The following is a 19,231-nucleotide window of genomic DNA, read 5'->3' on the forward strand; positions in this document are numbered from 1 at the left end:
CGGAATCCTGATCTAAACCAGCGGTTTACCAAGAAATCTTGTGAACAATTTTTGACGGGATATCGCCATGGTGTTACCGCATTTCGGCTTCAATAAGTGATGATTAACCATTAGGATCGATATTCGGATGTGAAAACGACACATCCGTTTGGGCAAATCCGGGGACAAACGGCAGCCTGCAAGGCCTTTTGATTTGAACAGAATCGAACGACTCAGAAACGGGCGTCATGATCATTTGAGCGTCTGGCCGAGATGGCTGGCAGCGATGATTGTCGCTTTTGGTTTTGTTGCCGCGGCCGCCACCTGCGCCCAGGCCGAAGTTCGTTCGCTGAAGCTCTACCACCTCCACACGCATGAGAAGGCGGAGATCGTCTACAAGCGCAATGGCCGCTACGATCCCGAGGGCCTTCGCAAGATCAACATCATCCTGCGCGACTGGCGCCGCAACGAGCCGACCAAGATGGATCCGCGCCTGCTGGACCTGGTCTGGGAGGCCTATCGCGAAAGCGGCGCCACCGACTATATCCAGGTTGTCTGCGGCTACCGTTCGCCGGCGACGAACTCGATGCTGCGCAGCCGCAGCCGGGGTGTCGCCGAGAAGAGCCAGCATATGCTCGGCAAGGCGATGGATTTCTATATTCCCGGCGTGCCGCTGAAGAAGCTGCGCAACATCGGCCTGAAGATGCAGGGCGGTGGCGTCGGCTACTATCCGACCTCCGGTTCGCCTTTCGTGCATATGGATGTCGGCAATGTCCGCCACTGGCCCGGTATCAGCCGCCAGGAACTGGTCAGCCTGTTCCCCAATGGCAAGACGCTGCATGTGCCGAGCGACGGCCGGCCGCTGCCCGGATATGAACAGGCGCTCGCCTCCTACAAGGCCCGCAAGGGTTCGGGCACGCCCAATGTCGAGATGGCCAGTGTCGGCGGCGGTAAGAAGTCGGGTGGGTTCCTGTCTGCTCTCTTCGGCGGCGGCTCCGATGAAGCCGACGACAGCGCGGATGTCGAGACCGCTTCGGCCGAGCCCGCGCCCAAGGCTCGAAACCTGAAGCCGGCCGCGACCGCCAAGAGCAGCAACCTGCCGGGCATCGCCATCGTGGCGCCGGAGAAAGCGCAGCGCGCCAACATTCCGCAGATTGCCGACGAGCAGGCTCCGGAGCCTGAAAAGGATACGCCGGAGACGATCATCGCAGCGCTGCCGGCCAAGGAGATTCCGCTGCCCGATTTCGCGCCGCGGCCGAAGGTCGATGTCGGCGCGCAGCCTGAGAATGTTCCGTTCGCCATGGCGGACGCGACGACGACCACCGAACAGGCCGTGGCGACCGCGCAAGCGCCGGCAAACATGCCTTTCAGCAAGGCTGACCCCGCAGCGCTCGCGGCGGCGGCTGCCGCCGATCCGGCGCAGGTTGCCGTCAACAATATCCCCTTGCCGACATGGCGTCCCGAACACACGCTGCCGGCGGATCTCGCGCCGCCGCCCAGCAAGGATGTGCTGATGGCGCTGGCGGATACGGCCGAACAGGGCAAGACCGCGACGGACGCGTTCTCGGTGCTGCCCTCGGCACGGCCCGAGCCGGCCAAGCCGGACGCCGTCAAGGCCGTGCTCGAGGAGGCCAACGCGCAGGTCGGCAATGCCGTCGAATACAAGCAGGTCGGCAATGCCGACGAATACAAGGTTGCGTCGCTGGCCGAAGAGCCGCGCTCGGCCTTCAACGACCCGTCAGGTGTCGATGCCGCATCGCCGCGCCAGGCCGTTGCCGCCCGTCCGGCCGGTTCCGATCCGGCCGCCGCGATCGGCGCCGGCGTGAAGACGACCCGCAAGGAAGCCAGGGCCACCGCCCGCGACCAGAAGCCCGGCCCAAGGGCCATGGTGGTGGCGGCGGCACCCCAGGCCGCCCGCTGGGCGCTGACCAGCGGCGATAATGTCGCCACCGTTTCGAGCGCGACGACGGCGCCGGGCTACGCCTACAATATCGTGCATACGCCGCCGAGCGAGGTGTATACGGCCGGCTTCCAGACCGACGCCCAGGCGCCAGACCCCAGCCGCTTCACCGGCAACGCCGTCAAGTTCCTGTCGGTCGCCCGCTTCCAGACGAAGTAGCCGGCTGGCCAGATAAAGCAGAAGCCGTGCAGGGCAACCGGCGCGGCTTTTTGCTGTTCAGGGCAACGATGCGATGTCCCGATGCTGCGGATCACACGCGGCTGAACTTCTCGTGAGGCCGGAACGGCTCCCGCATTTCCGGGTTAGCGTGCGTACGTTCCAACCTGGGGAAATTCATGAAGAAGATTCTACTGGCATCGGTTCTGGCATTGGTTGCAGCATCGACCGGGATCGCTCCATCGCAAGCCGAAACCTTGATTATCAAGGATGGCAGACATCACTGCAGGACCAAGCTGGTCACGCATTGGGTTCACCATCACCGGGTGGTCGAGAAGGTCAAGGTCTGCCGCTGACACGATCCGGAACTGACAGGATCCGGAAATTGGCCCGGTCGGCGAGAGTCGGCCGGGCTTTTTATGTGCCAGCTGACGCCGCGCTACGTCTGGTTCCGAGCTTCAGTCGATTTCCAGCGTGGCTGCTTCGCCCCTGGCCAGGAGCCGTGCGGCGTCACGCGCCGGCGGCAATCCGAAATGACGCGCATATTCCCGGCTGAACTGGGATGCGCTTTCATAGCCGACGGCAAAGGCGACGCGCGTGGCGCTGCCCGGCTCCGCGATCAGCAGATGACGTGCCTCCAGCAGACGAACCTGCTTCTGATACTGGATCGGGCTCATGGCGGTCGCCGCCTTGAAGTGGCGGTGAAACGAAGCGTTGCTCATATGCGCGAGCGCGGCCAGTTCCGTCACATCGATAGGCTCGTTGTAGTGCGATCGTATCCAGGCGGTGGCGCGGCGGATCTGTGACAAGCGGCCGTCAGCGTGCGCAAGCTGGCGCAGCTTCGCGCCTTGCGGGCCCTGCAACAGGCGGAATGCGATCTCGCGTTCGAGCATCGGCGCGAGCACGGGGATCTCGGCTGGCCGGTCGAGCAGCCGCAGCATGCGGCGCCATGCATCGAGCAGATCGTCATCGACCCGATTGGTCACGAAGCTGTCGCCGTCGACCGCCGGTCTGTGGTCGATAAGCAGGCTGGCGATCAGCTCGATATCGAGGGCGAAGGCGATGGCCATGTAAGGACGGGCGCTGCTCGCCTCGATCAGCTGGCTGGTGGCGGGCGTCTCCACCGCATAGACGAAATAGCTGCCGGGGCCATAGCGAAGCGTGCGGTCGCCGATCAGTACCGTCTTGGTCCCCTGCAGCACGAACAGCGCCGTCGGTTGGCAAAGCTCGGGCAGCGGCGGGGTTGGAACCTCGCTGCGGCCGATGGTGACGCGCGGGATGGCCGTTTTGGTGCGCCGCCCCTGCGCATGGCGGCCGGCGATGGCGATCAATTCCTGCAGGGCTTCTTCCATGTCTTCAGCATTGCCGATCCATGCACCCCGCGCAACCGGTTGAGAGGATTAGGCAAGAGGACGCGAGTATCCGGCGCGCGAAATCGGCCGACGCACGTCATGTCCAGGTCACCAAGAAGGAGATCATGGACATGACGACGAAAGCGAATGCGCTGGTCACCGGCGCCAACAAGGGCATCGGCCTCGAAACCGCTCGACGGCTGGCAGCCATGGGGTTCAAGGTCTGGCTTGGCGCTCGCGATGCCGAGCGCGGGGAGGCAGCGGCCAAGGCGTTGCGAGACGAAGGGCTCGACATCGAATGGCTCGCGCTTGACGTCGCCAGCGACGACAGCGTGGCGGCCGCGACCAAAACCCTCACGGCGCAGCTATCCAGCCTCGACGTGCTGGTCAACAATGCCGGCATCGCGCCTGGCTATGTCGACGCGCTCGGACCCGACGGCCGCTACGAACGGCCGCCGAGCCGCGAGAATGTCACCGATATGAAGGCCACCTATGACGTTAACGTCTTCGGCCCGGTTCGCGTCACCCAGGCATTCCTGCCGCTGCTGCTGGCATCGCCGGCCGCCCGCATCGTCATGGTCAGCAGCAACCTCGGCTCGATCGCGCGTGCCGCCGGCAACAGCCAGTCGCCCAATGTCATGGGTTATGGAAGCTCGAAGACAGCGCTCAATGCGATCACCGTGGCCTTCGCCCGGGAGCTCGCGCCGCGCGGCATCATGGTCAACGCCGCCGCTCCCGGCTACACCGCGACGGATCTCAATGCGCACAGAGGCGGCCGTACGGTGCAGCAGGCCGCCGGGATCATAAGCTGGCGACGCTCAAGGCCGGCGGCCCCACCGGCGGCTATTTCGATGAAAACGGTCCGTTGCCCTGGTGAGCGAAGGACGGATTATTTCCGGAGCTGGCTGGCAGCGCGGGCGAGTGCTTCGATCTCGTCCCACTTGCCGGCCTTGACCATGTCGTCGGGCGCGACCCAGGAGCCGCCGACGCAGATGACGTTGGGCAGGTTGAGGTAGTCGGCGGCGTTCTTGCCGGTGATGCCGCCGGTCGGGCAGAATTTGACGTCGGCCAGCGGCGAGGCGAAGGCCTTCAGCGAGGCGATGCCGCCGGACTGCTCGGCCGGGAAGAATTTCAGGAAGCGCAGGCCCGCCTCGCGCGCGGCCATGATCTCGCCGGGGGTGATGGCGCCGGGCAGCAGCGGAACCTCGCTGTCGGCGGCGGCCGCCAACAGCTCGCGCGTGATGCCGGGGCTGACGATGAAGCGCGAGCCGGCGCTAGCTGCGTCATCGAACTGTTTGCTGTCCAGAATGGTGCCGGCGCCGACAATGGCTTCCTCGACCTCGGCCGCCACGCGACGGATCGCTTCCAACGCATCGGCGGTTCGCAGCGTGATCTCGATCGCCGGCAGGCCGCCGCGTGCCAGGGCACGGGCCAGCGGCACCGCATTGGCGACATCGGTGATCTTCAGCACCGGGATGACCGGCTGGCCATTGAGGAGCGACAGGAGTTTTTCGGTCTTGCTGGGCATCTGTCTCTCCATACCAAGGGGGATTTCAACCGATTAGCAGACGGGTGTTTGCCTGTCCACGAAACCAGGCGTGTCGCGATGTCACGCGCCGTCGGACAGCTTACGGGCTCTTCCCCGACAGCGCCATGACAGGCCACAAACTCCGTTTCGCCTTGAATCGGCTTTTACGAGCGTCTAGTTGCTCTGACAATGACACCGTTCGCTCCATCCCAGCCTGTCCGCGTCGCCGCGCTCTACCGGTTTGCCCGACTCGATGCCTTTGACGAATTGCGCGCGCCGCTCGCGGCCTTCTGCTGCGGACGCGGCATCAAGGGCACGCTGCTTCTGGCGCATGAAGGCATCAACGGCACCGTCGCCGGCAGCGAAGCCGCGATCGCCGAGCTCATCGATTATATCGAGGCTATCGACGGGCTGACCGGCCTGGAGGTCAAATACAGCAGTGCCGCGGATATGCCGTTCCACCGCATGAAGGTGCGGCTGAAGCGTGAGATCGTCACCATGGGTGTCGAAGATATCGACCCGGTGGCGAGTGCCGGCACCTATGTCGTGCCCGCCGCCTGGAACGCGCTGATTTCGCAGCCCGACACGATCGTCATCGACACGCGCAATGCCTACGAGGTTTCGATCGGCACCTTCAAGGGCGCGGTCGATCCGGCGACAGCGAGCTTTCGCGAATTCCCGGCCTGGGTGGAAGCGCACCGGGCGGAACTCGAAGGCCGCAAGGTGGCGATGTTCTGCACCGGCGGCATTCGCTGCGAAAAGGCGACTGCCTACGTGAAGTCGCTCGGTTTCGAGGACGTGTTCCATCTCAAGGGCGGCATTCTCAAATATCTCGAAGAGGTTCCGGCCGAACAGAGCCTGTGGCAAGGTGAGTGCTTCGTGTTCGACGAGCGGGTTTCGGTGTCGCATGGCCTCGCTGAGGGTGACGCGCAACTCTGTCGTGCCTGCCGCCATCCGCTGACGGCAAGCGAGTTGGCGTCGCCTAAGTATGCCGCCGGCGTCTCTTGCCCGCATTGTTTCGACGCTCGTAGCGACGAAGACCGTCAGCGCTATGCCGAGCGTCAGCGGCAGGTCGAGCTCGCGCAAGCGCGGGGCAAGGGGCCGCATATCGGATCCTGATCGAAGGCTCTGAGCTCCCGCAAAGCGGCGGCCTGTCATTGCAATGTCAGGTTTCGGGACCTACGTCTTCGGCGTTCGAAACCTGCCCGTTCGGCCGGGCAAAAGCTGGAGGCACTGAATGTTCGATCCCAAGAAGCTTCTCGACGATCTGCTCGGCTCGCAAATTCCCGGCACCAGCGGCACCGTCCGCGACAAGGCTGGACAAGCGGTGCAGATGGCCAAGGACAACCCGCTGGCCGCCGGCGCGCTTGCGGCAGTGCTGCTTGGAACAGGTGCCGGCCGCGAAGTGACCGGTGCCGCGGTGAAGCTCGGTGGGCTGGCCGCGATCGGCGGCCTCGCCTACAAGGCCTACCAGAACTACAAGGCCGGCAATGCACCGGAGCAGGCGCCCGCCGCCGGCGAACCGGAATTGCTGCCGCCGCCCAAGGACACCGCCTTCCACCCGTCGCAGGCGCCGCAGGGCGAGGACGAGTTCACGCTGACCCTGGTGCGGGCGATGATCTCGGCGGCCAAGGCCGACGGTCATATCGATGACGAGGAACGCAAGAAGATCGCCGGCAAGCTCAGCGTGTCGGGGATCGATACCGATGCCGAGAAATTCCTGATGGCCGAGCTGGAAAGCCCGCTCGATCTCGACACGCTGGTGGCGGGCGCCAAGACCGACGCGCAGAAGCTCGAACTCTATACGGCCTCGCGCCTCACCATCGATCCCGACACGCGCGCCGAGCGCGGCTATCTCGACCTGCTGGCCGGCCGGCTTGGCCTGCCGGATGCGCTGGTCGACCATGTCGAGGCGACGGTTTCTGCGGCCAAGGGGCCAACCAAGGCAGGGACCTCGCCCAACCCGCGCTGGTAGGTCAGATCGGGACAGGCCGTCTTTCCCGCGTTAACCTTTCGTTAACTCAGGAAGCGCATGATTCTACACAGTCGGATCGGCTTTTCCTCCTCCCAAGCCCGGTTCAGATCAGGGCGGTCGCCAATGACCGCCCTTTTTGTCGGCCCTTGCTGGGCTTTCTCCGAAAACCAGATTCCACTAAGCTTGCCATCGCTGCCGTCATTTGCGATGCCTTCTGCCGAGCCAAATCCTGAAAATCAGTCAGGCACGCGCGGCGCTGCCGGAGGATATCTGCCATGACCGAGCAAAGAACCGCCATCGTCACCGGCGCCGGCACGGGTATCGGCAAGAGCGTTGCCACGGCGCTGCTTAAGGCCGGCTGGAATACGGTGTTCTGCGGCCGCCGCAAATCGGTGCTGGACGCCGCGGTCGCCGAGGCCGGCCGGACCGAGGCCAAGGCATTGGCGGTCGCCTGCGACATCAGCAAGGCCGGTGAGGTCGACGATCTGTTCGAGACGGTGGCGGAAGCCTTCGGCCGCGTCGACCTGCTCTTCAACAATGCCGGCATGGGGTACAAGTCGACGCCGATCGACGAGATTCCCGTCGAGGTGTGGAACGATATCGTCGGCGTCAATCTCACCGGTTCGTTCCTGTGCGCCCGCGCTGCCTTCGGCGCCATGCGCAAGCAGCGGCCGATGGGCGGCCGCATCATCAACAACGGCTCGGTGTCGGCCTATGCGCCGCGCCCGGGCTCGGTGCCCTATACGGCGACCAAGCATGCCATTACGGGGCTGACCAAGACGCTGGCGCTCGACGGCCGGCCCTATGACATCGCCTGCGGCCAGATCGACATCGGCAACGCACTGACCGACATGGCGCAGCCGATGACCGTCGGCGTGCCGCAGGCCAACGGCTCCATCGCCGCCGAAGCGGTGATGGATGTCCAGCACGTCGCCGATGCCGTCGTCCACATGGCCAGCCTGCCGCTTGACGCCAATGTGCTGTTCATGACCGTGATGGCGACCAAGATGCCGTTCGTCGGGCGTGGGTGAGCAGCGGACGCGGGCAGGGCTGCCGCCGGCTCATTTGCCAGCCAGCGGCACACCGGGCTTGAACAGCAGGATGGGCCTGATCTCGTAGACCGCGGTCGGATTGACGCGGCGAAGGTCGCGGGCGATGGCGATGGCCTCGTCTTTTGTGGCGCAGTCGACGACGTAGAGGCCAAGCAATTGTTCCTTGGTCTCAGCGAAAGGACCGTCGATGATCGTGCCTTCGCCCGGGCCGCGCAAGGTAAAGGCATCCTGCGTCGCTCCCAGACGCGCGGACGGTCCAAGCGTACCTGCCTCGTGAAGCCTTGTGTTGATCTTGAGCAGCTCGGCCATCAGCGCCGCATCTTCCTGCGGCGTCAGCGCCTTGATCGCATCTTCCACGTGATAGGCAAGGATTGCATAAAACATCTAGGGCATCCCGGTTCGATCCTGATCTCAGGACCGTAACCGTTCCCGACATAGACGCACAGTCTTGGCCGTGATCCTCCGGACGGATCATGACATCGACATGGCGGGGCCGGCCGCAAGCCATCCGAAAATGGCTCCGGCCTGCTTTGAGGTCTACTTGGCCAGGAACGCCCCGATCCGCTCCAGCGCGCGCAAGATATTCTCCTCGGAATTGGCGTAGGAGAGCCTGACATAGCCTTCGCCGAGAATGCCGAAATCGGGGCCGCCGATCAGCGCCACGCCGGCGTCGTCGAGCAGCGCCGAGGCCAGCTTCTTTGCCTTCCAGCCGGTCTTCGACACGTTGGGGAAGGCGTAGAATGCGCCCTTGGGCGTGATGCAGGAAATGTTTGGCAAGGCGTTCAGCCCCTCGACCACGACCTTCCTGCGGCGGTCGAAGGCGCGCATCATCGTGTCGACGTCGTTCTGCGGTCCGTCGATGGCGGCGATGCCGGCGAACTGGCTCGGCGCGTTGACGCAGGACCAGCAATTGACCGCCAGCTTGCGCACCTTGTCGTAGAGATGGGCGCTCTTGTCGCCGTTCGGCCAGATCGACCAGCCCATGCGCCAGCCGGTCATCGCCCAGGTCTTGGACCAGCCATTGAGCACGATCAGCCGGTCGCGGATCTCGGGATAGCCGAGCAGCGAGCAATGCGTCTCGCCGTCATAGGTCATGACGTCGTAGATCTCGTCGGAGAGGATCGCGACATCAGGGTGCTTCTCCAGCCCCTTGACCAGCTTTTCGATCTCGGCGCGCGGCGTGACACCGCCGGTTGGATTGGCCGGCGAGTTGAGGATCAGCAGCCTGGTCTTCGAGGTGATCAGCGCCAGCGTCTCCTCGGCCGAGAAGGCAAAGCCGTTCTCCTCGCGCATCGGCACGGGGATGGGTGCCGCGCCAGTAAACTCGATCATCGAACGGTAGATCGGGAAGCCGGGATCGGGATAGAGGATCTCGGCGCCGGGTTCGCCGAACATCAGGATCGCCGCGAACATGGTCGGCTTGCCGCCGGGCAGGATCATCACTGTCTCGGGCGACACTTCGACGCCGGTGGTGGTCAGCGTGCGCCGCACCACCGCCTCGCGCGTTGCCAGCAGCCCGTTGGCCGGCGTGTAGCCATGGTGGCCGTCACGCAGCGCCTTGATCGCCGCCTCGACGATGTGCTGCGGTGTCTTGAAGTCGGGTTGGCCGATGCCGAGATTGACGATGTCGCGGCCCTGTTGGGCGAGCACCGTCGCCCGCGCCAGCACCGCGAAGGCATTTTCCTCGCCGAGACGGTCGAAGGCCGAAATCGTGTGGAGCATTTTTCCCGTCCGTGTGGTTCTTACTGTGGGGTTGCGTTTTTGTGAGCTTCGGCCCGCAAAAGTCAAACGGATTGGAGTGTTTGGTGTCGGAAAATCTCGCGAATTGGCAGCCACGTCCGCGTCCGGAGCGCAAGGCGATCGACGGCCGCTATGTCAGGCTTGAACCGCTGAGCGCCGCAAAGCACGGTGACGGGCTCTATGAGGCGTCTTCCGTGTCCGATGTCGGGGGCCGCTTCGCCTGGCTGCCCGACTATCCGCCGGAAACCCGCGCCGCCTTCCAGCCATGGCTGGACAAGGTCGAGGCCAGCGAGGATCCGCTGTTCTTCGCCATCATCGACAAGGCCAGCGGCAAGGTCGCCGGGCGCCAGACCCTGATGCGCATCGATCCCGCTTACGGCGTCATCGAGATCGGCAACATCTATTGGGGGCCGCTCATCTCGCGCAAGCCGGCGGCGACGGAAGCGCAGTTCCTGTTCATGAAATACATCTTCGACGAACTCGGCTACCGCCGCTACGAATGGAAATGCAACAACCGCAACGAGCCGTCGAAGCGGGCCGCCGAACGGTTCGGCTTCAAGTTCGAGGGCATTTTCCGCCAGCACCTGATCGTCAAGGGTGAAAACCGCGACACCGCATGGTATTCGATCATCGACAAGGAATGGCCGGCCCTGCGCAAGGCCTATGAAGCGTGGCTCGACCCGGCCAATTTCGACGACGCCGGTCAGCAGAAGCGACGGCTCGAGGATTGTCGCGCGGAATTCGGCGCTTAAGTCCGGCTTGGGGCGCATGACAGGAGCTGCCATTGGCGGACACCCACGACCATAGCGGGCATGACCACGATGGGCACGATCACGGCGCCGGCCATGTGCATGGTTCGACCGACAAGAAACGCGTGCTGATCGCCGCCTGCCTGACGGCGGGCTTCATGGTGGCGGAAGCGCTTGGCGGCCTCTTCACCGGATCGCTGGCGCTGCTGGCCGACGCCGGTCATATGCTCGCCGACGCCATCGCGCTCGGCCTTGCCTGGTATGCCTTCCATCTTGCCGGGCGTCCGGCGACCGGCCAGCTCACCTACGGTTTCGGCCGGGTCAAGACACTGGTGGCCTACACCAACGGCATCGCCATCTTCGTCATAGCGCTGTGGATCGTCTACGAGGCCTGGGGGCGCCTGCTCACGCCGACGCCGGTGCTGGGCGGACCAATGCTGGTGGTGGCGATCCTCGGCCTGCTGGTCAATATCGGCTCCTTCCTGGTGCTGCATGGCGGCGACCGCGAGAGCCTCAACATGCGCGGCGCCATCCTGCATGTGTTGGGTGATCTGCTTGGCTCGGCGGCGGCGATCGTGGCCGCAGTGGTTATTCTGGCGACCGGCTGGACGCCGATCGACCCGATCCTGTCGGTGCTGGTCTCGCTGCTGATCCTGTCGACGGCCTGGTCGCTGATGCGCGCCGCCGCCCATGTGCTGCTCGAGGGCGTGCCGCCAAGCCTCGACCGGGATCTGGTTGCCAAGGACCTGGAAACGACGATCGCGGGCGTGCGCGAAGTGCACCACATGCATGTCTGGTCGCTAGATGGGTCAAGCAATATGGCGACGCTGCATGCCTGCCTCGATGAGGGCGTCGATGCGTATCAGGCGGTCAGCTCCATCAAGAAGCGGCTTGCCAGCGAGCACGGCATCAGCCATGCCACCGTGGAACCGGAATTCGGCCAATGCGCCGATGACGGTGACGAGCACGATCACGAGCATGAGCACGATGCGGCCGCGCATCACAGCCACCATCACTAGGCCCGATTGATGACCATTGATCGGACCTGCCTCAGGAGTTCTCCAGCTTTGAAACCCAGCCCGACGAACGACCGCCGCTCCGGTGCGGCATGATGGACCGTGACACGCGCAATGCGGCCATCGCGGCGGTCTGGATCATGCTGCTGTTCGGCATTGCCGCTTTCTATCTGCCGACGGTGATGCTGGCACTCGGCAGTTTTTCGACCGTGCTCGCCGGCATCTTCGGCATTGTCTTCGTGCTGGCGTTTTTCCTCGTGTTCTGGCTGCGTGCGCGCAGCCAGCGCAAAAATCAGGGCAAGTAAGGGATATCTGACATGCGCATTCTGATCACTGGCGCCGCAGGCATGGTTGGCCGCAAGCTCATCGCCCGGCTGGCCAAGGACGGCACGTTGCGCGGCGAAAAGATCACCGCGCTCGATCTGCACGACATCGTGCCGCCGCAGGCCCCGGCCATGGACGGCGTCAGCATCAACACCCATACCGGCGACCTTGCCGAGGCAGGTGCCGCCGAAAGCCTGGTCGCGTCGCGGCCGGATGTCGTCTTCCATCTCGCGGGTATCGTGTCGGGCGAGGCGGAAGCCAATTTCGAACTCGGCTACCGCGTCAATCTCGACGGTACCCTCGCCCTGTTCGATGCCATTCGACTGGCGGGCTTTGCGCCGCGCGTCGTCTTCACCTCGTCGATCGCCGTGTTCGGCGCGCCGTTCCCGGACGTCATCCCGGACGAGTTCCATCCGACGCCGCTGACCTCCTACGGCACGCAGAAGCAGATGAGCGAGGCGCTGCTCGCCGATTATTCCAGGCGCGGCTTCTTCGACGGCATCGGCATCCGCCTGCCGACGATCTGCGTGCGGCCCGGCAAGCCGAACAAGGCGGCCTCCGGCTTCTTCTCCGGCATCATCCGCGAGCCATTGAGCGGGCAAGAAGCGATCCTGCCGGTGCCGCGCTCGGTCGTGCACACCCATGCCAGCCCGCGCTCGGCGGTGAATTTCCTGATCCATGCGGCCGGGATCGACGGTGCTGCCGTCGGTCCGCGCCGCAACCTGACGATGCCCGGCGTCGCCGTCACCGTCGGCGAGCAGATCGAAGCGCTGGAGCGCATCGCCGGGCCGAAAGTGGTGAAGCTGATCCGCGAGGAGCCGGACGAGACAATCTGGGCGATCGTCAAGGGTTGGCCGACCCGGTTCGAGGCGCGGCGGTCGAGGGAGCTCGGCTTCAGCGCCGAGAGAAGCTTTGACGAGATCATCCGCGCGCATATCGAGGATGAACTAGGCGGCAAGGATGGCGTTTGAAATCTGCTGCCGCGCTATTTTTTCGGACGAAAATTTGCTTCTTCGATCCACCGCGCGAAGAATTTCGTCTTTGCTCCCACGTAAAGCAAAGCCAGCAATAACCCTATTCCGACAAGTGCGCTGTTGGTAAGAGCTACCGCAACAAGAGACAATGCAAAAATGCTCCCTACAATGATCCCGAAAAAGAAGGAATGTCGGGTCCCTTTTCCCATCCAAATTATTGCTATTGACGTTGCGACCCAGACGAGAAAAACAAATGTGGGTAGTCCCCAGGCAGATCGCCAAAAGGGGCGAAATACCACTCCTGCAACGACGGCCGGGATGACGAGCGTCATACGCAACAAAAACATCCTGAAGAATTTGTTCATTGCGAGATACCGCACGAGCCTGACACGCTTACACGAAAGACGACAACTCGTTAAAATAGTCTCTTCGCCATTCTGAGAAATGGCAAGTTGGAGAGCCTGACAGACGGAATCAGGAGCTAAATCTCAGAGCAGACACTTGACGCTACTCAGGCGCCGGTCAGGCTCGCCGACAGCAGCAGCAGCCCGAACAGGAACACGAAGGCCGCGCCACCGATCTCGACGATCGAATGGATGCGGTTGCCCATGCGGCCTTCGCCGGCGAAATACACCGCCCAGTTCTTGGCGGTCACGGCAAGCGTCGCCAGCGCCGAGACGGTGATGGCGGTGCCCAGCGACATCGCCAGCACCGACAGCAGGCCGCCGAGCCAGAGCCCGTTGAGCAGGGCGAAGCTGAGCACGATCAGCGCGCCTGAGCAGGGGCGAATGCCGACGGCGGCCACCGCCGACCAGGCGGTGCGCCAGTCGAAACGGTCGCCCGACAGCAGCGCCGGATCGGGTGCATGCGAGTGGCCGCAGGTTTCACAGACCTCGCCCGCCGCGTGATCGTGATGTGCATGGTCATGATGCGCATGATCGTGCGCGCCGTGGTTATGATCATGGGCGCCATGGCCGTGATGGTCATGCGAATGGTCGTGGTCATGCCCGTGCAGCGCGTGCGAATGGGCATGCGCCGAATGGCTGTGCGCGGCATGCGAATGGCCTGCGTGCGAATGGCCTGCATGCGAGCGGCCACCGTGCGAATGGCCGGCGTGCGCCGCCGACAGGCTGTAGGCGGGTGCCTTGCCGAACAGGCGCAGGATGGACGGGCCGAGCTTGCGCCACAGCAGCCAGGCACCGAATAGGGTGACGAGGGCAAAGCTCGTGATCTCCATGAACCAGGCCGCGTCGGTCATCGAGACGGTGGTGCCGCGCAGGACGAAATAGGCGAGCAGCATGACCGCGATCGCCGTCAGGCCCTGGAGCAGGGCCGAGACGAAGGACAACAGGACGCCGCGCCGCAGCGCCACTTCATTGGCCACCATGTAGGACGAGATCACCGCCTTGCCGTGGCCGGGGCCGGCGGCGTGGAAAATGCCATAGGCGAAGGACAGGCCGATGAGCACCCAGAGCTTGCTGTTGTCCTCGCGCATCGCCTTCATCGCCGTCGCCAGCGCGCGGTAGAATTCCTGCTGCCTGAGATTGATCCACATCAGGATGTGGGCGAACGGACCGGTGGTCGGGGCCGTGCCGTCATTGACGCCGATGCCGAGCGAACTCTGGGCGTGCGCGGCGTTGGCGAAATGCATCGACACAAAGGCGAGGGCCAACAGGCCGAATGCCAAACGCAGGGACGGTTTCGTCACCGGCTTCATCCTTCTGGCTGACAGGTCAGTTCGAGCTTGGTGGCAAAGATCTTGCTCATGTCGGTCCCTGTCGGGTCGTTGAAGAAGGCATCCGTCAAGGTCTTCTGGTTTTCCTTGATGGCCTCATCCGGATCCGGCCGGATCACCTTGCTGGTGCAGTTCGACGGCAGGCCTTCAACGGTGATGTTGGAATCCTCGGTGAAGTCGATCGCTGTATAGAAGGTCGGATCGTAGACACCGATGTCGATCGTGCCGGTCAGCTTGATCGGCGCCTTGGGCTCGGACTCGAACAGGATGATCAGCTGGTCGTTGTCGAAATTGGCCATCAGATGCGGTGGAGGCGTCATCGTCACGTCCTTGCCGTTTTGCGTGACGAGCTGGAAATAGTTGAATTCGGCCAGCGAGGCATGAACGGTGTCGGCGACATCCTTCAGCTCCTTGTCGTCAAGCTTCAGGTCGGAGTTCTTGTCGAACTCCATCATCACCGTACTCGAAAACAGGTCGTCGAAGCGCCAGAGATGACGCAGCGCTTTCACACTTTGGTGATCCGGGGACAGGATCACGTCGAGGCGGGCCTCGGCGAAGACGTGCGGATGCACGTAAGCCGGCCCCGTCGCGGTAAAGGTCGCCGCCAAGGCCGAAGCCAGCATGATTGCGTGCCGTTTGAGGTGCATTCCCGGTCGCGATTCCCTTGGCTTTGGCGAGAAACCGAAAGTTACCAGAAAGGGGGCGAAAATGGGACCGCCAGTGCGTGTCACCCAAAAGTGTGCTGCGGTTTTGGGGGAATGACACGCACGAGACTTAAAGCGTGTCACCCAAAAGTGTGCAGCGGTTTTGGGACTACGACACGCACGCAACAACAAGCCCGAGGCAGGTCAAGCGACCTCACGCGTCCTGAACCATTGCACCAGGAAGTCGACGAAAACGCGGACCTTGGCCGGCAGATAGCGGCGATGCGGATAGACGGCGAAGATGCCGCCGCCGGACAGGATGCGGTCGTCGAGCACCGTCACCAACTGGCCACTCTTGAGGTCGGGCGCGGCGATGAAATCCGGCAGGATGCAAAATCCGAGCCCTGACAGAGCGGCGGCTCGCGCCGCCATCGGGCTGTTGACCTCGATCGGGCCGGACACGGCGACGCTCAGCTGATCGTTGTTGTCGCCCTTGAACGCCCAGTTGTTCAGCCCGCGGCCATTGGTGTCGACGATGCAGGGCATGTGGCCGAGATCCTGCGGCCGCGTCGGCATGCCATGCTTGGCGATCAGCTCGGGCGAGGCGCAGAGCCTTATCGAAAACGGCGCCAGGCGTCTCGCGATCAGCGACGAATTCTCCAGGCGCGAGATGCGCACTGCGAGGTCGAAGCCTTCCTCGACCAGGTCGACGAAGCGGTCGTCGAGCTGGATGTCGAGCACGATGTCAGGATGCTGCTTGGCGAAGTCGATCAGCGACTGGCCGATCGGTGCGTCGGCGAAAGTGCGTGGCGCTGACAGTTTGATCCGGCCGCGCACGTCGCCGGAGGATTCGCGCACGGCGTCCGCCAGGCTGTCGACCTCGCGCACGATCTCCGAGGCGCGCCGGTAATAGGTGTGGCCGGCCTCCGTCATCGAGAACTGGCGCGTGGTGCGGTTGAGCAGCAGCGCGCCGAGTTCGTCCTCCAGTTCGCGCACATATTTCGACAGCAGCGCCTTGGAGCGGCCGATCTTGCGCGCCGCCGCCGAAAAGCCCTCGGCCTCGACGACGTCGATGAAGGCGCGCATGCGGGTCAGTGTGTCCATGGTTCAGGCCCTTTGTGCTGCGTCGAGAAGTTTTCGGCCGAGCCGTATCAGGGCAATGTCGCTGCCGGAAGGGCCAAGCAGCGAAAGGCCGAACGGTGCGCCTGCAACCGAGCCGATGGGCAAGGTGATCTGTGGAAAGCCGGAGAGGCCGGCCAGGCACAGAAGATGCAGCGCCCGCTCGCGATAGGCCTGGAACTGCTCCGGCGTCGAGTCGACATAGGGCGCCGGGCCGGGCACCGTCGGCAGGACAAGGAAGCCGTCCTTGCCGAGCAGGGCGCCGAGTTCGCCGCGGAAGGTCAGGCGGCGCACTTTTTCGGCCTGCACTGTCCGGTCATCGACGGCACGGCCAAAGCCGAAACGCTCCTCGACCCCGGGTCCAAGGTCGCGCTCGCCGCTGATGATCCAGTCGCCATGCACGCTCCAGGCTTCCCTGGCCTGCAGCCGGCGAAAGCACCAGTAGAGCTCATCAGGGGAAGAGCTGAAGCGCATGGTTAACGTCGCCGGCGTGCCGAAAACCGCGCTCGCCAGTCCCTTCATGCCGGCATATTCGGCAATCGCGGGGCGGGCGACCATCTCGTCCAGCCAAGGGAGCGATATCGGGCGGTCCAGGGAATGCTGGTGCGGGTCGCGGCCAAGCAGCAGTTTGCCGACCGTCTCGTAGGTCTCGATGTCGTCGGCGAACCAGCCGAACGTGTCGAAGCTCGGCGCCAGCTTCATCGTGCCATCGAGCGAGATGCGGCCATGCGTGGTGCGCAGCCCGATCAGTCCGCAAAAACTTGCCGGCGCGCGGATCGAGCCGCCGGTGTCGGAGCCGGTGGCAATGTCGGCCAGCCTGCCCGCCACCGCCGCCGCCGATCCGGACGACGAGCCGCCGGTGACGCGGTCGGGGGCCGCCGGGTTCACTGGAAACGGAAAATGCGCGTTCTGGCCAAACAGCGCGAAGGCCAGTTCGTCGGTCTGCGTCTTGCCGACGAAGCGCGCGCCAGCATCGAGAATCGCCTGCACGGCCGGTGCCGTGCGCGACGCGGCATGGCTTTCGGCGAATTTCTGCAAATTCCCGCAACCTGTGCGGTAGCCGGCAACGTCGTAGATATCCTTGACCGCCAGCCGCAGGCCGGCGAGCGGGCCGAGTTCGGCATGGGCCACCGGCATCTGGCGGAGATCGAGGAAGGCATTATAGGGGCCGTGCGTGCCTGGCATCGTTCGATATCCGGATACGGTTGCCTCAACATTGTTCGATGCCAGAAATTTTACAACCTTGGATACGATTTTTATTGATTGTGACGGCAACCAGCCATATATCGCGCTTGCCCAAAGTCGCACGTGCCTGTGGGTGTCCGCCGATCCTCGAATGGTGAGGGAAATCGGTAAGGTAACTGGAGCTAACCCCTCCAGTCGGTCTAGCGGCCAACCGCCAGCCCGAGGACACCTTGAAGCAACGACGGTGCGGGCCTTTCTGGTTCTCTGCCGGTTGTCCAAAGACCGGGGTTACTGAAGAGGCACACCTTCATTGCCGGCAGTGCGGAACGGGGTTCTCCCAATCCAAGCCAAGGCAGACAAAGCGGACCGAAGCCGGGCAAGGCCGAGGTCCATCGCCGCGAGACGGCGTTTCATGGTTCCGGGGTCTCCACCGGCTGGTTCCATGGAATTTTCGTCCCGCCTTTGTTTGACCGCGTGTTCGCGAGGCCGAAAGCCCGCGTCCGCACCCTTGTGCGCGCCGAAAGGCGTGTTTGGAGAAACCCGATGGCTACCCAGCGCATCCTCGACTTCCTCGCCACCCGACGTCCGTCCGGCCCCTGCCTCGTCGTCGACCTCGATGTCGTGCGCGACAATTTCCGCGCCTTCGAGAAGGCGCTGCCCGATTCCAAGATCTACTATGCGGTGAAAGCAAACCCGGCGCCGGAAATCCTGCGCCTCCTTGCTGCGATGGGCTCGTCCTTCGACACCGCTTCCGTTGCCGAAGTCGAGATGGCGATGGACGCGGGTGCGCCCGCGGACCGCATCTCCTTCGGCAACACCATCAAGAAGGAGCGTGACATTGCACGCGCCTACCAGCTCGGCATTCGCCTGTTCGCAGTCGATTGCGTCGAGGAGGTCGAGAAGATCGCCCGCGTCGCTCCCGGTGCGCGCGTGTTCTGCCGCGTGCTGACCGATGGCGAGGGCGCCGAATGGCCGCTGTCGCGCAAGTTCGGCTGCGTGCCTGCCATGGCCGTCGACGTGCTGCGCCATGCCAAGGGCCTTGGCCTCGACGCCTATGGCGTGTCGTTCCATGTCGGCTCGCAGCAGACCGACCTGACCGCCTGGGACCGTGCGCTCGCCGACGCCAAGAAGGTGTTCGCGACGCTCGCCGAGGAAGGCATCGTCTTGAAGATGGTCAACATGGGCGGCGGTTTCCCGACGCGCTATTTGCGTGACGTGCCGGCGGCCCAGGCCTATGGCCAAGCGATCTTCTCGGCGCTGCGCAAGCATTTCGGCAATGCCATTCCGGAAACCATCATCGAGCCGGGTCGTGGCATGGTCGGCAATGCCGGCGTCATCAAGTCGGAAGTCGTGCTGATCTCGAAGAAGGCCGACAATGACAATGTGCGCTGGGTGTTTCTTGACATCGGCAAGTTCGGCGGTCTGGCCGAGACCATGGACGAGGCGATCCGCTATCCCCTCGTCACCCGCCATGACGGCTCGGAGACCGCGCCTTGCGTGCTCGCCGGTCCGACCTGCGATTCGGCCGACGTGATGTACGAGAAGACGCCGTATCCGCTGCCTTTGTCGCTGACCATCGGCGACGAGGTGCTGATCGAAGGCACCGGTGCCTACACGACCACCTACTCGGCGGTCGCGTTCAACGGCTTCGAGCCTCTCCGATCCTACGTGATCTGACGGTTCGGAAGAACCGATCAGATCATCCTAGGTGGGCGCCTGTCGCCCGCCCGGGTTCGCTTGTGG

19 protein-coding genes and 1 pseudogene are annotated in these 19,231 nt (G+C 63.9%); 11 read left to right on the forward strand and 9 right to left on the reverse strand.

Annotated elements, in window-relative coordinates:
- The first annotated feature begins 265 nt into the window (after positions 1 to 265).
- Positions 266 to 2,098 (forward strand): DUF882 domain-containing protein, encoded by a 1,833-nt coding sequence (locus tag JN279_RS11405; protein ID WP_202352799.1) that lies wholly within the window; start codon positions 266 to 268, stop codon positions 2,096 to 2,098.
- A 176-nt stretch (positions 2,099 to 2,274) separates the two neighbouring features.
- Positions 2,275 to 2,451: a hypothetical protein gene (locus JN279_RS11410; protein ID WP_202352800.1), complete on the forward strand. Its 177-nt coding sequence runs from the start codon at positions 2,275 to 2,277 to the stop codon at positions 2,449 to 2,451.
- A 102-nt stretch (positions 2,452 to 2,553) separates the two neighbouring features.
- On the opposite strand, the gene JN279_RS11415 is transcribed toward JN279_RS11410, so the two are convergent.
- Positions 2,554 to 3,447, reverse strand: a complete 894-nt coding sequence (locus tag JN279_RS11415) for an AraC family transcriptional regulator (RefSeq protein ID WP_202352801.1) — start codon at positions 3,445 to 3,447, stop codon at positions 2,554 to 2,556.
- A 131-nt stretch (positions 3,448 to 3,578) separates the two neighbouring features.
- Here JN279_RS11415 and JN279_RS11420 point away from each other — a divergent pair.
- Positions 3,579 to 4,324, forward strand: a pseudogene (locus JN279_RS11420) (SDR family oxidoreductase).
- A gap of 12 nt (positions 4,325 to 4,336) precedes the next feature.
- Here JN279_RS11420 and JN279_RS11425 read toward each other — a convergent pair.
- On the reverse strand, positions 4,337 to 4,975 hold the full coding sequence (locus JN279_RS11425; protein ID WP_202352802.1) for a 2-dehydro-3-deoxy-phosphogluconate aldolase: 639 nt from the start codon (positions 4,973 to 4,975) through the stop codon (positions 4,337 to 4,339).
- A gap of 189 nt (positions 4,976 to 5,164) precedes the next feature.
- On the opposite strand from JN279_RS11425, the gene trhO reads away from it, so the two are divergent.
- From trhO to JN279_RS11440, 3 genes are all read left to right on the forward strand, one after another.
- Positions 5,165 to 6,094 (forward strand): oxygen-dependent tRNA uridine(34) hydroxylase TrhO, encoded by a 930-nt coding sequence (gene trhO, locus JN279_RS11430; protein ID WP_202352803.1) that lies wholly within the window; start codon positions 5,165 to 5,167, stop codon positions 6,092 to 6,094.
- Between the two features lie 118 nt (positions 6,095 to 6,212).
- Entirely contained in the window at positions 6,213 to 6,950 is a 738-nt protein-coding gene (locus tag JN279_RS11435; RefSeq protein WP_202352804.1) for a tellurite resistance TerB family protein, read from the forward strand.
- 275 nt (positions 6,951 to 7,225) lie between these two features.
- Entirely contained in the window at positions 7,226 to 7,981 is a 756-nt protein-coding gene (locus JN279_RS11440) for an SDR family oxidoreductase (protein WP_096449898.1), read from the forward strand.
- Between the two features lie 30 nt (positions 7,982 to 8,011).
- On the opposite strand, the gene JN279_RS11445 is transcribed toward JN279_RS11440, so the two are convergent.
- Positions 8,012 to 8,386 (reverse strand): YciI family protein, encoded by a 375-nt coding sequence (locus JN279_RS11445; protein ID WP_096449896.1) that lies wholly within the window; start codon positions 8,384 to 8,386, stop codon positions 8,012 to 8,014.
- 153 nt (positions 8,387 to 8,539) lie between these two features.
- Positions 8,540 to 9,724 carry a pyridoxal phosphate-dependent aminotransferase gene (locus JN279_RS11450; RefSeq protein WP_202352805.1) on the reverse strand — a complete coding sequence of 395 codons (1,185 nt, stop codon included), beginning with the start codon at positions 9,722 to 9,724 and terminating at the stop codon, positions 8,540 to 8,542.
- 83 nt (positions 9,725 to 9,807) lie between these two features.
- Here JN279_RS11450 and JN279_RS11455 point away from each other — a divergent pair, with 83 nt between their 5' ends.
- The 4 genes from JN279_RS11455 to denD all read left to right on the forward strand — a co-directional run bounded on the left by JN279_RS11455 (position 9,808) and on the right by denD (position 12,802).
- On the forward strand, positions 9,808 to 10,494 hold the full coding sequence (locus tag JN279_RS11455) for a GNAT family N-acetyltransferase (protein WP_096457841.1): 687 nt from the start codon (positions 9,808 to 9,810) through the stop codon (positions 10,492 to 10,494).
- Between the two features lie 32 nt (positions 10,495 to 10,526).
- The gene (locus tag JN279_RS11460; protein WP_096449893.1) at positions 10,527 to 11,510 is read left to right on the forward strand and encodes a cation diffusion facilitator family transporter; all 984 of its coding nucleotides are present in this window, start codon (positions 10,527 to 10,529) and stop codon (positions 11,508 to 11,510) included.
- 89 nt (positions 11,511 to 11,599) lie between these two features.
- Positions 11,600 to 11,812 carry a hypothetical protein gene (locus tag JN279_RS11465; protein WP_096449891.1) on the forward strand — a complete coding sequence of 71 codons (213 nt, stop codon included), beginning with the start codon at positions 11,600 to 11,602 and terminating at the stop codon, positions 11,810 to 11,812.
- A gap of 12 nt (positions 11,813 to 11,824) precedes the next feature.
- Positions 11,825 to 12,802: a D-erythronate dehydrogenase gene (gene denD, locus JN279_RS11470; protein ID WP_202352806.1), complete on the forward strand. Its 978-nt coding sequence runs from the start codon at positions 11,825 to 11,827 to the stop codon at positions 12,800 to 12,802.
- A gap of 14 nt (positions 12,803 to 12,816) precedes the next feature.
- Here the strand turns inward: denD and JN279_RS38195 are convergent, their stop codons facing one another.
- The 5 genes from JN279_RS38195 to JN279_RS11495 all read right to left on the reverse strand — a co-directional run bounded on the left by JN279_RS38195 (position 12,817) and on the right by JN279_RS11495 (position 17,488).
- Positions 12,817 to 13,170, reverse strand: coding sequence for a hypothetical protein (locus tag JN279_RS38195; RefSeq protein ID WP_244734519.1), 354 nt, complete (start codon positions 13,168 to 13,170; stop codon positions 12,817 to 12,819).
- Between the two features lie 146 nt (positions 13,171 to 13,316).
- Entirely contained in the window at positions 13,317 to 14,522 is a 1,206-nt protein-coding gene (locus JN279_RS11480; RefSeq protein ID WP_096449887.1) for a nickel/cobalt transporter, read from the reverse strand.
- The gene (locus tag JN279_RS11485) at positions 14,519 to 15,187 is read right to left on the reverse strand and encodes a DUF1007 family protein (RefSeq protein WP_096449885.1); all 669 of its coding nucleotides are present in this window, start codon (positions 15,185 to 15,187) and stop codon (positions 14,519 to 14,521) included. Before JN279_RS11485 ends, JN279_RS11480 begins: the two co-directional genes overlap by 4 nt.
- A gap of 201 nt (positions 15,188 to 15,388) precedes the next feature.
- Positions 15,389 to 16,288, reverse strand: a complete 900-nt coding sequence (locus JN279_RS11490) for a LysR family transcriptional regulator (RefSeq protein ID WP_096449883.1) — start codon at positions 16,286 to 16,288, stop codon at positions 15,389 to 15,391.
- Positions 16,289 to 16,291: 3 nt separating this feature from the next.
- Positions 16,292 to 17,488 carry an amidase gene (locus tag JN279_RS11495; RefSeq protein ID WP_096449881.1) on the reverse strand — a complete coding sequence of 399 codons (1,197 nt, stop codon included), beginning with the start codon at positions 17,486 to 17,488 and terminating at the stop codon, positions 16,292 to 16,294.
- Between the two features lie 543 nt (positions 17,489 to 18,031).
- On the opposite strand from JN279_RS11495, the gene odc2 reads away from it, so the two are divergent.
- Positions 18,032 to 19,165 (forward strand): ornithine/lysine decarboxylase, encoded by a 1,134-nt coding sequence (odc2, locus tag JN279_RS11500; RefSeq protein ID WP_010911321.1) that lies wholly within the window; start codon positions 18,032 to 18,034, stop codon positions 19,163 to 19,165.
- Positions 19,166 to 19,231: the final 66 nt, after the last annotated feature.

Source organism: Mesorhizobium sp. 113-1-2 (genome assembly GCF_016756475.1).
Lineage (GTDB): Bacteria > Pseudomonadota > Alphaproteobacteria > Rhizobiales > Rhizobiaceae > Mesorhizobium > Mesorhizobium loti_C.

What these genes read in the sequence shown, in the direction of transcription:
- JN279_RS11405 (WP_202352799.1), top strand. Translation starts at nt 266, where the DNA reads ATGATTGTCGCTTTTGGTTTTGTTGCCGCGGCCGCCACCTGCGCCCAG.
- JN279_RS11410 (WP_202352800.1), top strand. Translation starts at nt 2,275, where the DNA reads ATGAAGAAGATTCTACTGGCATCGGTTCTGGCATTGGTTGCAGCATCG.
- JN279_RS11415 (WP_202352801.1), bottom strand. Translation starts at nt 3,447, where the DNA reads ATGGAAGAAGCCCTGCAGGAATTGATCGCCATCGCCGGCCGCCATGCG.
- JN279_RS11425 (WP_202352802.1), bottom strand. Translation starts at nt 4,975, where the DNA reads ATGCCCAGCAAGACCGAAAAACTCCTGTCGCTCCTCAATGGCCAGCCG.
- trhO (WP_202352803.1), top strand. Translation starts at nt 5,165, where the DNA reads ATGACACCGTTCGCTCCATCCCAGCCTGTCCGCGTCGCCGCGCTCTAC.
- JN279_RS11435 (WP_202352804.1), top strand. Translation starts at nt 6,213, where the DNA reads ATGTTCGATCCCAAGAAGCTTCTCGACGATCTGCTCGGCTCGCAAATT.
- JN279_RS11440 (WP_096449898.1), top strand. Translation starts at nt 7,226, where the DNA reads ATGACCGAGCAAAGAACCGCCATCGTCACCGGCGCCGGCACGGGTATC.
- JN279_RS11445 (WP_096449896.1), bottom strand. Translation starts at nt 8,386, where the DNA reads ATGTTTTATGCAATCCTTGCCTATCACGTGGAAGATGCGATCAAGGCG.
- JN279_RS11450 (WP_202352805.1), bottom strand. Translation starts at nt 9,724, where the DNA reads ATGCTCCACACGATTTCGGCCTTCGACCGTCTCGGCGAGGAAAATGCC.
- JN279_RS11465 (WP_096449891.1), top strand. Translation starts at nt 11,600, where the DNA reads ATGATGGACCGTGACACGCGCAATGCGGCCATCGCGGCGGTCTGGATC.
- denD (WP_202352806.1), top strand. Translation starts at nt 11,825, where the DNA reads ATGCGCATTCTGATCACTGGCGCCGCAGGCATGGTTGGCCGCAAGCTC.
- JN279_RS38195 (WP_244734519.1), bottom strand. Translation starts at nt 13,170, where the DNA reads ATGAACAAATTCTTCAGGATGTTTTTGTTGCGTATGACGCTCGTCATC.
- JN279_RS11480 (WP_096449887.1), bottom strand. Translation starts at nt 14,522, where the DNA reads ATGAAGCCGGTGACGAAACCGTCCCTGCGTTTGGCATTCGGCCTGTTG.
- JN279_RS11485 (WP_096449885.1), bottom strand. Translation starts at nt 15,187, where the DNA reads ATGCACCTCAAACGGCACGCAATCATGCTGGCTTCGGCCTTGGCGGCG.
- JN279_RS11490 (WP_096449883.1), bottom strand. Translation starts at nt 16,288, where the DNA reads ATGGACACACTGACCCGCATGCGCGCCTTCATCGACGTCGTCGAGGCC.
- JN279_RS11495 (WP_096449881.1), bottom strand. Translation starts at nt 17,488, where the DNA reads ATGCCAGGCACGCACGGCCCCTATAATGCCTTCCTCGATCTCCGCCAG.
- odc2 (WP_010911321.1), top strand. Translation starts at nt 18,032, where the DNA reads ATGGCTACCCAGCGCATCCTCGACTTCCTCGCCACCCGACGTCCGTCC.